14 protein-coding genes and 1 pseudogene are annotated in these 13,947 nt (G+C 70.2%); 9 read left to right on the top strand and 6 right to left on the bottom strand.

The window, feature by feature from the left end; all coding sequences use genetic code 11:
* Positions 1-6 precede the first annotated feature (6 nt).
* Together rpsL and ML539_RS10845 are read right to left on the bottom strand one after the other, a co-directional pair.
* Positions 7-405: a 30S ribosomal protein S12 gene (gene rpsL / locus ML539_RS10850; RefSeq protein ID WP_026852760.1), complete on the bottom strand. Its 399-nt coding sequence runs from the start codon at positions 403-405 to the stop codon at positions 7-9.
* A gap of 180 nt (positions 406-585) precedes the next feature.
* Positions 586-858, bottom strand: coding sequence for a zinc ribbon domain-containing protein (locus tag ML539_RS10845; protein WP_243323807.1), 273 nt, complete (start codon positions 856-858; stop codon positions 586-588).
* A gap of 121 nt (positions 859-979) precedes the next feature.
* On the opposite strand from ML539_RS10845, the pseudogene rfaE2 reads away from it, so the two are divergent.
* Positions 980-1,411: pseudogene (gene rfaE2, locus ML539_RS10840) on the top strand (D-glycero-beta-D-manno-heptose 1-phosphate adenylyltransferase); the annotation flags it as partial.
* A gap of 83 nt (positions 1,412-1,494) precedes the next feature.
* The gene (locus ML539_RS10835; RefSeq protein ID WP_243323792.1) at positions 1,495-2,070 is read left to right on the top strand and encodes an outer membrane beta-barrel protein; all 576 of its coding nucleotides are present in this window, start codon (positions 1,495-1,497) and stop codon (positions 2,068-2,070) included.
* Positions 2,071-2,132: 62 nt separating this feature from the next.
* Here ML539_RS10835 and ML539_RS10830 read toward each other — a convergent pair whose 3' ends face one another.
* Positions 2,133-4,292: a glutamine synthetase III gene (locus tag ML539_RS10830; protein ID WP_243323789.1), complete on the bottom strand. Its 2,160-nt coding sequence runs from the start codon at positions 4,290-4,292 to the stop codon at positions 2,133-2,135.
* Positions 4,293-4,614: 322 nt separating this feature from the next.
* Between ML539_RS10830 and nadA the strand changes: the two genes are divergently transcribed.
* From nadA to ML539_RS10805, 5 genes are all read left to right on the top strand, one after another.
* Positions 4,615-5,583, top strand: a complete 969-nt coding sequence (gene nadA / locus ML539_RS10825; protein ID WP_243323788.1) for a quinolinate synthase NadA — start codon at positions 4,615-4,617, stop codon at positions 5,581-5,583.
* A 427-nt stretch (positions 5,584-6,010) separates the two neighbouring features.
* Positions 6,011-7,582, top strand: coding sequence for a HAMP domain-containing sensor histidine kinase (locus ML539_RS10820; protein WP_243323786.1), 1,572 nt, complete (start codon positions 6,011-6,013; stop codon positions 7,580-7,582).
* Positions 7,583-7,709: 127 nt separating this feature from the next.
* On the top strand, positions 7,710-8,510 hold the full coding sequence (locus ML539_RS10815; protein WP_243323784.1) for a c-type cytochrome: 801 nt from the start codon (positions 7,710-7,712) through the stop codon (positions 8,508-8,510).
* Positions 8,511-8,606: 96 nt separating this feature from the next.
* Complete coding sequence (locus tag ML539_RS15710; protein WP_243323781.1) at positions 8,607-9,320, top strand: response regulator transcription factor; 714 nt, start codon at positions 8,607-8,609, stop codon at positions 9,318-9,320.
* 25 nt (positions 9,321-9,345) lie between these two features.
* Positions 9,346-10,674, top strand: a complete 1,329-nt coding sequence (locus ML539_RS10805) for a 3-deoxy-7-phosphoheptulonate synthase class II (protein ID WP_243323779.1) — start codon at positions 9,346-9,348, stop codon at positions 10,672-10,674.
* On the opposite strand, the gene ML539_RS10800 is transcribed toward ML539_RS10805, so the two are convergent.
* Positions 10,671-11,123 (bottom strand): SRPBCC family protein, encoded by a 453-nt coding sequence (locus tag ML539_RS10800; RefSeq protein WP_243323778.1) that lies wholly within the window; start codon positions 11,121-11,123, stop codon positions 10,671-10,673. The two genes, ML539_RS10805 and ML539_RS10800, sit on opposite strands and share 4 nt — an antisense overlap.
* 119 nt (positions 11,124-11,242) lie before the next feature.
* Here ML539_RS10800 and ML539_RS10795 point away from each other — a divergent pair, with 119 nt between their 5' ends.
* Positions 11,243-12,361 carry a serine hydrolase gene (locus tag ML539_RS10795; RefSeq protein WP_243323768.1) on the top strand — a complete coding sequence of 373 codons (1,119 nt, stop codon included), beginning with the start codon at positions 11,243-11,245 and terminating at the stop codon, positions 12,359-12,361.
* A 4-nt stretch (positions 12,362-12,365) separates the two neighbouring features.
* Here ML539_RS10795 and ML539_RS10790 read toward each other — a convergent pair whose 3' ends face one another.
* Both ML539_RS10790 and ML539_RS10785 read right to left on the bottom strand, forming a co-directional pair.
* On the bottom strand, positions 12,366-13,115 hold the full coding sequence (locus ML539_RS10790; protein WP_243323766.1) for a hypothetical protein: 750 nt from the start codon (positions 13,113-13,115) through the stop codon (positions 12,366-12,368).
* 7 nt (positions 13,116-13,122) lie between these two features.
* The gene (locus ML539_RS10785) at positions 13,123-13,518 is read right to left on the bottom strand and encodes a thioesterase family protein (protein WP_243323760.1); all 396 of its coding nucleotides are present in this window, start codon (positions 13,516-13,518) and stop codon (positions 13,123-13,125) included.
* Positions 13,519-13,569: 51 nt separating this feature from the next.
* On the opposite strand from ML539_RS10785, the gene ML539_RS10780 reads away from it, so the two are divergent.
* Positions 13,570-13,938 (top strand): DUF393 domain-containing protein, encoded by a 369-nt coding sequence (locus ML539_RS10780; RefSeq protein ID WP_243323754.1) that lies wholly within the window; start codon positions 13,570-13,572, stop codon positions 13,936-13,938.
* Positions 13,939-13,947: the final 9 nt, after the last annotated feature.

The raw sequence follows: 13,947 nt of genomic DNA, 5'->3' as shown, positions 1-13,947 counted from the left end.
CCTCCCCTACTTCTTCTTGGCCGGCGCGGCGCCAGCCTTGGGGCGCTTGGCGCCGTACTTGGAACGGGACTGGTTGCGGCCCGCGACGCCGGTGGCGTCCAGGGTGCCGCGGACGACGTGGTAGCGCACGCCCGGCAGATCCTTCACGCGGCCGCCGCGGATGAGCACGATGCTGTGCTCCTGCAGGTTGTGGCCCACGCCCGGGATGTAGGTCGTGCACTCGATGCCGTTGGTGAGGCGCACGCGGGCCACCTTGCGAAGCGCGGAGTTCGGCTTCTTGGGGGTGGTGGTGAACACGCGGGTGCACACGCCACGCTTCTGCGGGCAGGCGTCGAGCGCGGGGCTCTTCGTCTTGTTCTGGAACGTCTTCCGCCCGAGGCGGATCAGCTGATTGATGGTAGGCACACCATCCTCCAAGGAAGGCACCGGTGGATCCGGGCCTGGGCCCGAGAGGTTCGCCGCGATGGAGGCTCCGGAGAACGTCGGACGGATGAAATCCTGCGCCGGCCCACGGGGCCGGAACCATCTAGGTTATCGGAATGGCCAGGGAAGTCAACGCACCAGGCGTAAACCTGGAGAGGGGCCTCACCCGGCCAGGGGGCACCCGCAGCCGCCAGCGGCGCAGCCATGGCCGCCCTTGGGGGCCTCCGGGGCCGAAGCGGAAGATGTGGCGGGGGCGGAGGCGGCGCCCTTGTACCACCCCCCGCCGGTCAGGGCGAAGGCCGACACGGACACCTGCCGCCTCATGCCGCCGGGCTCGCCGCAGGCCGGGCACGCATGCGTGTCGGGGGCGGACATGCTCTCCAGCTTCTCCTCAGGCTGGCCACAAGCTTCACAACGGTATTCATAGAGCGGCATGGCAGACTTCTCCTGGGACTTCTCCCTGAACCTTTCATTTTATCCCGGTCTTCAGATGCCGTCACCGACCCGTTTCTTCCAGAGCCCTGAAGCCTTTCTCCAGGCTGTCCCCCGTCCGGGAAGGCTGTGTTTCACCAACGGCTGCTTCGACCTGATCCACCCCGGCCACGTGCAGTACCTGGCCGAGGCCCGCGCCCTGGGCGACTTCCTCGTGGTGGGCCTCAACAGCGACGCCTCCGTGGCGCGCCTGAAGGGGCCGGGCCGGCCGCTGCAGGACGAGGCCGCCCGGGCAGCCATCCTCCTGGCCCTGCGCAGCGTGGATGCGGTCGTGCTCTTCAGGGAGGACACGCCGCTGGAGCTCATCCGCGCCCTCCAGCCAGACGTGCTGGTGAAGGGCGGGGACTACACGCCGGACAACGTGGTGGGCCGCGAGATCGTGGAGGCCCGCGGCGGCAGGCTCGTCCTCCTGCCCTTCCTCCCCGGCCACAGCACCTCGCGCATCGAGCAGCGGATCCTCAGCGGGCGCGGCGTCACGCTCGAGCCCCGCGCATAGATCCTTCGGATGATCCAATTGTGACAGTACCTCGCTAGGCTGGGACCGGCCTCACACCGGGGCCCGTCATTGTCGGAGGTCTCATGCGTCACCGCGTTGCCCTTGCCCTCGCCCTTCTGGGCCTGCCCCTCGCCGCCCAGGACATCACTGGCGGACTGCAGACGGGGCTCTCCCTGCCGGTCGGGGACCTGAAGGACAAGACCGATTTCGGCACCAACCAGTTCTTCGGCGCCCACATCGGCGGTCACCTGGACTTCAACATCACCTCCCACCACCAGGTCCGCGCCCAGCTGACCTACCACAACCTTCCCGGCTCCGGCTGGGGCGGTCCGGCTGATGTCAACAACGACTTCAAGATCCTGCAGATTGGTGCCGACTGGGTCTACAGCTTCCAGAGCCCGAACCAGGGCTGGTACACCATCGCCGGCGCCTCCCTCAACAGCGTCAAGGACGATTACAGCGGAAACGGCTTCAGCGGCAGCGCCAGCCAGAGCGGCAAGCTCGGCATCCGCGGCGGCGGCGGCTACACCTTCAACAAGATGTTCTCCCTCGAAGGCAGCCTGAACCAGGTCTTCGTGGACAAGAACGGCAACGATGGCTTCGGCTTCGACACTGCCACCTGGGTTCAGGTCAGCGCGGTGTTCCGCTTCGGCCGATAGGCACCTCCCACCTACGAAAACGGGCCGCGATCGCGGCCCGTTTTCGTGAGGACTGGAAAAAGCTAGAGCAGGGGCGACAGCAGCTGCCAGTACTTGGGCAGGGGCCAGAGGTCGGCGTCGCAGGCCTCTTCCAGGAGGTCGAGCACCTCCCTCAGCGCGTGCTTGGCCTCGTTCACCTTCTGCCCGAAGGCCTCGGTCCTTGCGTGCAGGTCCTCGATGGCGTCCGCGTCGGCCAGGGCGGTCTTCATGGCGGAAAGGCGCGACTGGGCCTCGCCCGCGAGGGTGGCCTGGGCCTGCAGCGCGGCCTTCAGCGTTTCGGGCACCGCGATGCCCGCGGCAGCCAGCCGGCCGAGGCTCTTGGCCCGGGCTCCCAGGTCCGCCGTGATGGAGGGCAGGATCTGGGTCTCCGCCATCTCCCGCAGCACTTGCGTTTCGATGGCGATGGCCTTCTGGTACTGCTCGTGGCGGATGTGGATGCGGGACTCCAACTCACCTTCGGACAGGATGCCCGGCTTGGAGAACACGGACTTGGCCGCGGGGTTCTCCCAGATGTGCAGGGCCGCCACCGTGTCCTTCGCGTGGGGAAGGCCACGGCGCTCGGCCTCCGCCTTCCATTCGTCGGAGTAGCCGTTGCCTTCGAAGCGGATGGACTTGGTCTCGATGATGGCTTCGCGCACCACGGACAGGACGGCAGCGCGGTGCTCCTTGCCGGCCTTGATCTCCGCCTCCAGCTTGGCGTTCAGCCCTTCCAGCGCCTCGGCCACCGCGGCGTTGATCACCGTCAGCGGCAGGGCGATGGGCTGGCTGGAGCCCACGGCGCGGAACTCGAACTTGTTGCCCGTGAAGGCGAAGGGGCTGGTGCGGTTGCGGTCCGTGGCGTCCTTCTCGATGCGGGGCAGGTTGCCGATGCCGAGATCCAGGATGCGCTGGGAGGAGGCGTCGGCGGCGGCGCCCTTCTCGATGGCGTCAAGGATGTGGCTGAGCTGGGCGCCGAGGAACACGGACATGATGGCGGGCGGCGCCTCGTTGGCACCCAGGCGATGGTCGTTGCCGGCGCTGGCGATGGCGGCGCGGAGCAGGCCGCCGTGGGTGTGGATGGCCTTCAGGGTGGCGCTGAGGAAGTAGAGGAACTGCAGGTTCTCCTCGGGGGTCTGGCCGGGCTCCAGCAGGTTCTGGCCCTCGTCCGTGGCCAGGCTCCAGTTCACGTGCTTGCCGCTGCCGTTGACGCCGGCGAAGGGCTTCTCATGGAGCAGGACCGCCAGGCCGTGGCGCTCGCCCACGGACTTCAGGATCTCCATGAGCAGCTGGTTGTGGTCGCTGGCGATGTTGGCGGCCTCGTAGATGGGGGCGATCTCGAACTGGTTGGGGGCCACCTCGTTGTGCCGGGTCTTGGCGGGAATGCCGAGCTTGAAGCACTCCAGTTCGACCTCCTGCATGAAGCCGAGGACCCGCTCCTTGATGCTGCCGAAGTAGTGGTCCTCCAGCTCCTGGCCCTTGGGGGGCTTGGCGCCCTGGAGGGTGCGGTTGGCGAACATGAGGTCCGGCCGCTGCTGGGCCAGTTCCAGGTCCACGGCGAAGTACTCCTGCTCGGGGCCGCACTGGGCCACCACCGCGTCAGCGGCCACGCCGAAGTGGGCCAAGCCCTCGATGGCGCGTTTGGACACCACCTCCATGGACCGGAGCAGGGGCACCTTGTGGTCCAGGGCCTCGCCGTGGTACCCCACGAAGGCCGTGGGAATGCAAAGGGTCTTGCCGATGGGACCCTCGATGAGGAAGGCCGGGCTGGCCGGATCCCAGGCCGTGTAGCCGCGGGCCTCGAAGGTGGCGCGCAGGCCGCCCGAGGGGAAGGAGCTGGCGTCGGGCTCGCCCTGGATGAGCTGGCTGCCGCTGAAGCGCTCGATGACCTGGCCCGGCTCGTCCCAGGAGATGAAGGCGTCGTGCTTCTCCGCGGTGGCGCCGGTCATGGGCAGGAACCAGTGGGTGAAGTGGGTGCAGCCCTGCTCCAGCGCCCAGTCCTTCATGGCCTGGGCCACGCTCTTGGCCACCTCGGGCGACAGGGCCTCGCCGCGCTTCAGCGCCTGGCGGTAGGCCTTGTAGACATCCTTCTGCAGACGGTCGCGCATGGTCCGCTCGCTGAAGGTGTTGCAGCCGAAGTACTGGCTGATCTTGGTCTGGTCCAGCCGTGAGATGCTGGAAGTGTCTGGCGCCGGCGCCTTGGCCATGTGTCCCCCCTTTGGACGGTGGTGAAAGATGACTGTAAATACAAAAGGACCGACGTCCGCCCCTCGGGGGCAGCCATCGGATTCCCATGTCCACCTGGATCCTGCGATCCATCCCCAGGGTAGCGGAATCCCCCTTGTGGCGACAGATTTTCCCGCCTGCGAACGAGCTCTTTTTCTCCTGGAGGATCTCCAGAGGCGGCAGGATGGGACCCCCCGCCCCGCCGCCCTGGCCTGGGAACGGGCGGCCTTCGCCGCCGTCTTCGACGACCCGGGTCCCGGACAGCGGATCCGCCGGTTCCTTGAGAAGGCCTAGAATGGGGTCATGGACCTGACCGCCCCCTATGTCCCCGACCTCGAAAGCATCCCCGCGGGCCTCGACCTGCCTGCCGAGATCCGGCGGCTGAAGGCCGAGCGGCGGGCGGTCCTCCTGGCCCACTACTACCAGGAGCCCGAAATCCAGGACCTGGCCGACTTCGTGGGCGACAGCCTCCAGCTCAGCCAGCAGGCCGCCAAGGCCGATGCCGACGTCATCGCCTTCTGCGGCGTCCACTTCATGGCCGAGACCGCCAAGATCCTCAACCCCGGCAAAACGGTCGTGATCCCCGACATGGACGCCGGCTGCAGCCTGGCGGACCGCTGCCCCGCGGACCACTTTGCCGAGTGGCTGAAGCAGTACCCCGACCACGACGTGGTGAGCTACATCAACTGCTCTGCCGGCGTGAAGGCGCTCAGTACCGTCATCTGCACCAGCAGCAACGCCGTGCGGGTGGTGGAGAGCCTGCCGAAGGATCGCAAGATCGTCTTCGCCCCGGACCGCCACCTGGGCAAGTGGGTGATGCAGCAGACGGGCCGGGACATGGTGCTGTTCCCCGGGTTCTGCATCGTGCACGAGCAGTTCACGGCCAAGCGGGTGGCGGCCCTCAAGGCCCAGCATCCCGAAGCCAAGCTCATCGCCCACCCCGAGTGCGACGCCACCGTGAGCCAGCTGGCGGACTTCGTGGGCTCCACGGCCGCCCTGCTGAACTATGTGGCCAAGGACAGCGCCAAGGCCTTCATCGTGGCCACCGAGGCCGGCATCCTCCACCAGATGCGCCAGCGGCGACCCGACGCCGACCTGATCCCCGCCCCGGCGGACAGCGGCTGCAACTGCAGCCTCTGCCCCTACATGAAGCTCAACAGCCTGGAGAAGCTCTACCTCTGCCTGCGGGACCTCCAGCCCGAGATCCGCCTGGAGGAGGCCACCCGCCTGAAGGCCCTGAAGCCCCTGGAGCGGATGCTGGCCCTGGGTTAGAGCGCCTAGCAAAACCCCCACGAGGCCGCGCGAGGGTCGCCGGGCGAGCGAGGCGAGGAATACGAGGGAGGCTCCGGCTCCACGAGCCGTAGGCGAGTGGGAGGCACGCAAGGCGTGCCGTCAGACGGAGGGCGTAGCGGCATCGCCCTCCACCTGGTGGGCCCTGCCCCGCAGGGCCCTCCCGCTCGTTCCTCGCGGAGGTGGAGCCTCCCCGCCGGCCCTCGCCCGGAGGGAGAAAGCCAGGTGGGCGCCCCGCGGCGTCAGGGCCCTTGAACGATGTCCCGCATTGCCCTGCGGGCCCCTCCTTGCGGTGCATCCCACCTGGCTTTCTCGCGGCCCCGTCGGGGATTTGTTAGGCACTCTTAGGCGCCCGGAAGTGGCCGGCGGCCGCTAAGCTGGCTGTCACCCCCCTTCCCGCCGAGCCCCCATGCCACGCCATCGCACCTCCCGCTTCCGCGTCCTCCATCCCGGCTTCGGAACCTCCCGGTGGCAGCGCCTCCAGCAGCAGAGCGGCATCGTCCTCCTGGTCCTGGCGGGCCTGTTGACGGCGGGGGTGCTGTATTTCGCCCCCCGGTACTACCTGATGGATCAGATCGGCAACGCCCAGCAGGCCTACATGGAAGCCCACTGGGTGGACTTCGAGGCGGTGGAGCGGCATTGGAAGAGCCTGCCGATCCTCCACAGCATCCAGCGGGGCGATGAGGAGGACGTCAGCCGCTTTCTCGCCGACCAGCCCCTGGTGGTGGCCCTGCTGGACCGCTTCGAGGGCCGCCACCTCTGGGTCCGCGAGGGCGACCACCTGGTCCCCGCCCGGGACCCCGCCCAGACCCAGCAGTACCTGGGATGGATGACCCACGCCGAGATGGCCCAGCGCTTCGAGTGGAACCCGCCGCAGGAGCAGGATCCCGACTTCGGGAGGGTGGCCACGGTGGTCCTGCTCTCGGACCGCTGGCTGGTGATCAAGCGCTGGCGGCCCGGGTCCCCGGACGTGGAGCGCGAGCTGGGCATCGCCCTGGCCCCCCGCCGGGCCCTGCGCATGGGGCTCCTCCGGGAGTCTGACGCCACGCGGAAGGATCTGAAGCCCCAGCCCTGGGGGGCCCAGCCCAACCTCCAGGCCGATCCCCAGCGGCTCATCGTCCTGCCCCTGGGCTCCATCACCAAGACCAACGCCTTCGGAGAGGGCTGGTCCCTGGGCGGCGTGGCCTTCGACGACGACCAGGCGGCTTTTCGTCGGACGCTCAAGTCCCAGCGGCGCCTGGTCTCAGGCGTGGCCCTCTCCGTGGGGCTCGCCATGCTGCTGGGCCTGTGGCTGCGGCACCGGACCCGGCGCAAGGCCGAGCTGGACGCAGACCGCATGGCATCCATGACCCACAGCCTCAAGACGCCGCTGGCCATCCTCAAGTTCCGCTGCGACTCCCTGCGCCTTGGCCGCCTCAGCCCCGAGCGGGCCGACGAGGAGCTGCTCAAGATCGGCGAGGAGGTGGACCACCTCACCACCATCATCGAGACCGGCCTGCGCGTCATCCGCGGCGGGGGCGCCTCCGGTCCCCACGGCCTGGCCACCCCCGCCTGGATCCGCGACGTGGTGGAGGACCTGCGCCCGGGATTCGAGGTCGAGAACCGGCCCCTGGAGATCCAGCTGGCGGAGGCCTCGGGGCGGGCCCCGCTGCCCTCCCTGCGCTCGGCCCTGCTCACCCTGGTGGAGAACGCCCTGACCCACGGGCGTGGACGGGTCACCCTGGAATCCTGGCGGACCCGGCGGCGCCTCTGCCTCCGGGTCACCGACGAGGGGGACGGGCTGGAACCCCACCAGCTCAAGGCCCTGGGCAAGCCCTTCCAGCGCCTGCGCTCCAAGGGGAAGGAGGGGTTCATGCGGGAGGGGCAGGGGCTCGGCCTGAGCCTCCTGGTGCAGGTGGCGGAGCAGGAAGGCTGGGGACTCTCCTTCACCTCGGCTCCCGGCGAGGGCCTCTCGGCCCTTCTGGAGGTGCCGGTCGCCTGAACGGCCGGTCCCGTTTCCACTCGGTTTCCACCCGCCTGACACCTTCAGAGATGACCAGGATCACGGGGCACGGTTCCTCCCGGGGCCTACCATCAGGCGGGCGGCACCCGCCCTGATGGGGGAAGTCATGACGCGTTCATGGATGGGCCTCGTGGTTCTCAGCCTGGGCATGGTGGCCGCCGAGCCGCCGAAGCCCGTCCAGGTGCCCTTGAAGGCGCCCCAGGAGGCGACCATCCCCCCGGGGCCCGTCGGCGAGGCGATCCGCCTGGGCCAGAAGATCTTCACGAACACCCCCAAGTACGCGCCGGCCTATTCCGGGAATGCCCTCAGCTGCAGCAGCTGCCACCTGGACGCCGGGAAGGCGCCCCACGCCGCGCCCATGGTGGGCCTCTGGGCCGTCTTCCCCACCTACCTGCCCCGGGCCGGGCGCGTGGGAACCATGGAGGACCGCATCAACGGCTGCTTCCTGCGCTCCATGAACGGCAAGCCCCTCCCGACCAGCAGCGAGGAAATGCGCGGCCTGCTCGCCTATGTCTGGTGGCTGTCCAGGGACGTCCCCGTGGGAGCCGAGGTGGTGGGCCGGGGGAATCCCCCCCTGCAGGCCCTCGCGCCCGCGGATCCGGAACGCGGCAAGGCGATCTACGCCCGGGCCTGCGTGGTCTGCCACGGGGAGGACGGCCAGGGCTCCGCGGATATTCCGCCGCTCTGGGGTCCCCGGTCCTTCAACCTCGGGGCCGGCATGGCCCGCACCAGCAAGGCCGCGGCCTTCGTGAAGGCCAACATGAGCGGGCTGGGCGGAACGGAGCCCCTCACCGCCCAGGAGGCCTGGGATGTGTCCGCCTACTTCACCCATCAGCCCCGGCCGGATTTCCCCGGGAAGGTGAACGACTGGCCCCGGGGCGGAAAGCCCGCGGACAGCCGGTACTGAAGGAATATCCGAACTAGGAAATTGCAGCCAATCCAACTTGCCTTTCCAAGGCAATGCTCGCATCGTGGATGAAGCACGATCCTTGAGCGAGATGCCGTGACCCACATCCTCGTGGTGGAGGATGAGCCCTCCCTCTGCCAACTCCTCGTCAACAACCTGAGCTTCGAAGGCTACTCCGTGGAGGCCGTGGAGGATGGTGTGCCCGCCCTGGCGGCCCACACGGCCCGGGCGGCGGACCTCATCGTGCTGGACCTGATGCTGCCCCAGTTGGACGGGTTCGAGGTCCTCCGCACCCTCCGGGACCGGCGGGACCACGTGCCCGTGCTCCTCCTCACGGCCCGGGGCGAGGAGGCGGACCGGGTGAAGGGCCTGAGCCTGGGGGCCGACGACTACCTGGTGAAGCCCTTCTCCGTGCTGGAGCTCGTCGCCCGGGTGAAGGCGATCCTGCGCCGGACCCGCCCCGTGGACCGGCCGACCCTGCTGCGGTCCGGCCCCTTCCGCTTCAACCTCCCGCGCCTGGAGGCCCGGCGGGAAGGCCGGCCCCTGGAGCTGACCCCCCGCGAGTTCCGCCTGCTGGAGATCCTCATCTCCCACGCGGGCCGGACCCACAGCCGCAAGGAGCTGCTTCAGCTGGCCTGGGAGCCGGACGCCCGCCCCAGCGCCCGCACGGTGGACGTCCACATCGCCAACCTGCGCCGCAAGCTCGGAGAGGAGCTCGGTTCGCCCTGGATCACCACGGTGGGCGGCGAAGGCTACCGGTGGATCACCCCCGTGGAACCGGAGCCCGGCGGGGCCGCGTCGAACGGGTAGACTGGACCTTCGTCCCCGAGGTCCGATGGCGCCCTGGAACCCCCACAGCTGGCAGCGCTGCCCCGCCGCGCAGCAGCCGGCCTACGACGATCCCTCCGAGCTGGAGGGCGTCCTGGCGCGGCTCCGCCGCATGCCCCCCCTGGTGGTGCCCCAGGAGGTGGACCGCCTCCGGGGCCTGCTGGCCGAGGCCGCCGCGGGCCGGCGCTTCCTCCTCCAGGGCGGCGACTGCGCGGAGCAGTTCAAGGACTGCACGGCAGAATCCATCGCGGGCAAGCTGCGGGTGCTGCTCCAGATGTCCGTGGCCCTCACCCACGGCGGGCGGAAGCCCGTGGTGCGGGTGGGCCGCATCGCCGGCCAGTTCGCCAAGCCCCGCAGCAGGCCCACGGAGATGGTCCGGGGCCGCGAGCTGCCCAGCTACCGCGGCGATCTCGTGAACGGCCTGGAGGCGGACGAGGCGGCCCGCCGCCCGGACCCCGGGCGCATGCTGGAGGCCTACTTCCACGCCTCCGCCACCCTCAACCACCTGCGGGCCCTGGCGGCCGGCGGCTACGCGGACCTGCACCACCCCGAGCGCTGGGAGCTGCCCGGCGAGGCGGGCCGGGTGCCCGAGTACCGGCGCACCCTGGACCAGGTGCGCGAATCCCTGGACTTCCTGGAGGCCCTGGGCGGCGTGCAGCGGGACGCCCTGGAGCGCATCGACTTCTACACCAGCCACGAGGCCCTGCTCCTGCCCTACGAGGAGGCCCTCACCCGCTGGGTGGGAGAGAGCTCCGCCTACTACAACCTGGGGGCCCACACCCTCTGGGTGGGCGAGCGGACCCGCCAATTGGACGGCGCCCACATCGAGTACCTGCGCGGCCTCCGCAACCCCATCGGCGTGAAGGTGGGCCCCAGCGCCACGCCCGAGCACCTGGCGGCCCTCCTGGACCGCCTGGACCCGGACCGGGAACCGGGCCGGGTCACCCTCATCTCCCGCTTCGGCGCCACGAAGATCCAGGCGGCCCTGCCGCCGCTGCTGGCGGCCGTGCAGGCCACAGATCACCCGGTACTCTGGAGCTGCGACCCCATGCACGGCAACGGCGCCGAGAGCGCCCAGGGCCTGAAGACCCGCGACTTCGGCGCCATCCTCTCGGAGCTGCGCCAGGCCTTCGAGCTCCACCGGGCCCACGGCTCCCACCTGGGCGGCGTCCACATCGAGCTCACGGGCGAGGCCGTCACCGAGTGCACCGGCGGCAGTGAGGGCCTCTCCGAGGCGGACCTGGCCAAGGCCTACGAGACCGGCTGCGACCCGCGCCTGAACGGCACCCAGAGCCTGGAGATGGCCTTCCTCATCGCGGAGATGATGCGGGGCTAGGCTCCGTCAGGGATCTCCGCCTCCACCAGCTGAGCCAGCAGCAGGAGCGACTCCTGCCAGCCCAGGTAGCAGGCCTCCGGCGGGATGACGGCCGGAATGCCCGCCTGCACGATGTCCACCTCCGTGCCGACGGACACGGCCTTCAGGGAGATGGCCGTCTCCATGGTCCCGGGCAGGTTCGGATCGTCGAAGGTGTCCGTGTGCCGGATGCGCGCGCCGGGCACCAGCTCGAGATACTCGCCACCGAAGCTGTGGTTGCTGCCCGTCCCGAAGTTCGTGAAGGACATCCGGTAGGTGCCGCCGACCTTTGCCTCCAGGTGGTGGACCTTCCCCGTGAAACCGTGGGGCGGGAGCCACTTGGCCATGGCGTCCGGGTCCAGGAAGGCGCGGTAGACCTTGTCGGGACTGGCACGGAGCACGCGGTGGAGGTGGACGGTGTTCGTGGACATGGCCGCTCCTCGGGCAGGGGCCCGCAGGATAGCGCCGATGGGATTGTCGCGACACCGATCACCGGGCTCTCAACCGCGCCCCCGGCGCCAGGGTCGATAGGCTGATTGAGGGAGGTGGGATGCGTCAGGGAGGGTGGTGCCTGGGACTCGCCTTGCTCCTCTCGTGCGGGGGTGGAGGGTCCTCCTCCGCGCCTCCTCCGCCCGCCGCCGACCCCTGGGCCTCGGTGACGGCCGCCGTCCAGGCCGCCCAGTCCCAGTTCCCGGGCGGACTGTGCGTGGAGGTGGCTACGCCAGACGGCGTGGTGTACTCCCGGTCCTTCGGCGGCTTCACGAACCAGGATTCCGTGCTGGTGGCTTCCGGCTCCAAGTGGGTCACCAGCACCGTGATCCTCCGCCTGGTGGCCGCGGGCGCCTTCCCCCACGGCCTCGACACGAAGACCAGCGACCTCCTCGCGGACCCCGGCGGCGCCCCCTGGGCCGGAAACATGGGCCAGGTCACCTTGCGCCACCTGCTCAGCTTCACCTCGGGCATCAGCGGGGACGACGCCGCCTCGGAAAACGTGCTGATCAGCCTCCGGGCGGCCGTGGACCAGATCTACAGCGACTTCGCCGCCACCGCCTCGGCGCCGGGCAGCTACTTCTACTACGGCAGCACCCACATGCGCATTGCCGCCCGCATGGCGGAGGTGGCCACAGGCAAGCCCTGGGCCCAGATCTTCGCAGAGCAGCTGCATGACCCCATGGGCTGGTCCCCCGACAGCATCTACAGCGGCGGCGGTCCCAATCCCAACCCGGCCGGGGGCCTGCGGTGCACCGGCCTGGAGTACATGCGCTTCCTGATGATGCAGCTGCGCGGCGGGCGGGATGGCTCGGCAGTGTTCCTGTCGCCCTCCCTGGTCTCGGACCAGCGGACCGACGGCTACGGCCCCGCCACCACCCTCGCCTACAGCCCCTACCAGGATGCGGCCGGGTGGACCTACCACTATGCCCTCGGCAACTGGCTGGAGACCGCCGGTGGCACGCCGCCGGCCCCAGGGTCGCCCGTGATCCGCTACTCGAGCACCGGCACCTTCGGCTGGGCCCCCTGGGTGGCCGCCGACGGAACCTGCGCTGGCCTGGTCATGACCAAGCAGGCGGCGGGCACCATCCTCCCCTCCGAGACCCTCAAAGCCCAGCTGGACCCCCTGATCCGCGTCGCCCTCGCCCAGCATCCGCCGGTGATCCGGACTGTGCCCTGAGGGCTCAGTGCACGGTGGGGTGGATGCCCTCCGGGCCGGCCCGAAGGATCAGCGTTTCGAAAGCCGTGCCCACCAGGACCTCGGCTCCCGGCAGCAGCTCCTGCAGAGGCTTGAGCTTCGGCACCGGCAGCAGCAGAGCCTCGCCCGGGCGAAGGGTCGGCAGCTCCAGGCCCTCCCAGGCCCCGAGGGGCGTGCTGCGGCGGGCGGCCCCCGCCCGCAGCTCGAGGCTTCCCTCCGGCCAGGCGTCCACCATCCAGGCTCCCAGCAGGACGCTTCCTCCATCCTCCAGGGCCAGGCAGAACCCCGCGGCGCCCCCGCCCGCCAGGCCCAGGACCGCCAGGCCGGGACGGGGAAGTTCCATCAGCTCCGCCCCGGGCCCCCTCACCTGGAAGCGGTCGAGGGCGGTCCTGTCGGCCCGGTGCAGCGCCGCGGGCCGGGGCAGGCAGGGCAGCAGGTTCACGGATTCCGGAAGTGGAGCCAGGGACTCCGGCAGGGTGCCGCGGCGGTCCCACTTCTCGGCGTAGGCCAGGGTCTGCTTGGCCCGGGCCAGGGCTCGGGCTCCGCCTTCCAGCAGGCGCCGGAGGCTTCCGGGCATCAGGGCCTCGGCCAGCCGCTCCGGATCGCCTTCCCCCAGCTTGCGGAGGCGCATGCCCTCGATGCGGTTCAGGTCCGCCAGGCGGCCCGACGCCAGCCGGCCCACGAGCGTCCGGCGTTCCAGGGGCCCCTCGGCCCAGGCGGCGGTGCCGAGCAGCATCAGCGGATCAGACCTGGGCTTCGAGCCAGGCGCGGGTGGTGCCTGAGAGCGGCTTGGGCCGGTTGGTGGCGAAGTCCAGCATCACCTGCACGCTTTTCCCCTCGGCGAACACCGGGCCGCCCAGGCCCTTGGTGAGGCGGTAGCCCAGGTCGAAGGAGCTGTTGCCCACCCGGGCGCAGTGGAGTTCCACCCGGACGTCGTCGCCCAGGAGGATCGGCATGCGGTAGTCCACCTCGATGCGCGCGATGAGGAAGCCTTCGTCCGTGAAGGCCCGGCCGCCCAGGAAGCTGCGCCACCACTGGAAGCGCCCCTGCTCCATGAAGCTCACCACCACCGCGTTGTTCACGTGGCCCATGGCGTCCAGGTCGCTGAACCGCACCTCGATGGGATGGGAGAAGGGCATGGAGCCTCCGGACCCTGAACCTTACCGCCAACCGTGGCATGATGCGTCCCGATGCCCGCGCCCCTGCTCCTCGCCTACGACCCGGCCTGCACCCTCTGCTGCCGCATGGCCCTCTGGCTGGCCCGGCGGGACCGCCGGGGGCTCCTGCACATCGCCTCCCTGCGCGATCCGGACCTGCTGGCCCTGGGACCCGAGCTGGCCGGGCGCCCCCTGGAGGCGGAGATCCACGGCCTTGACCTGGGCACCCGCCAGGTCTGGGCGGGGGCGGACCTCCTCCGGCCCATCGCCCGGCGCCTGCCGGGCTGGCGCTGGGCCGCACCGCTGCTGGCGATCCCCGGCCTCCCCCGCCTGCTGAACCGGGTCTACCTGGGGGTGGCGGCCCGACGGTTCCGCCGCACCGGCCGGCCGCCCTTCGCGTAGCCTGGGAAC

This window comes from Geothrix sp. SG200 (assembly GCF_022808935.1).
GTDB classification, from domain to species: domain Bacteria; phylum Acidobacteriota; class Holophagae; order Holophagales; family Holophagaceae; genus Geothrix; species Geothrix alkalitolerans.
This window is presented reverse-complemented; position numbering and strand designations above follow the sequence as displayed.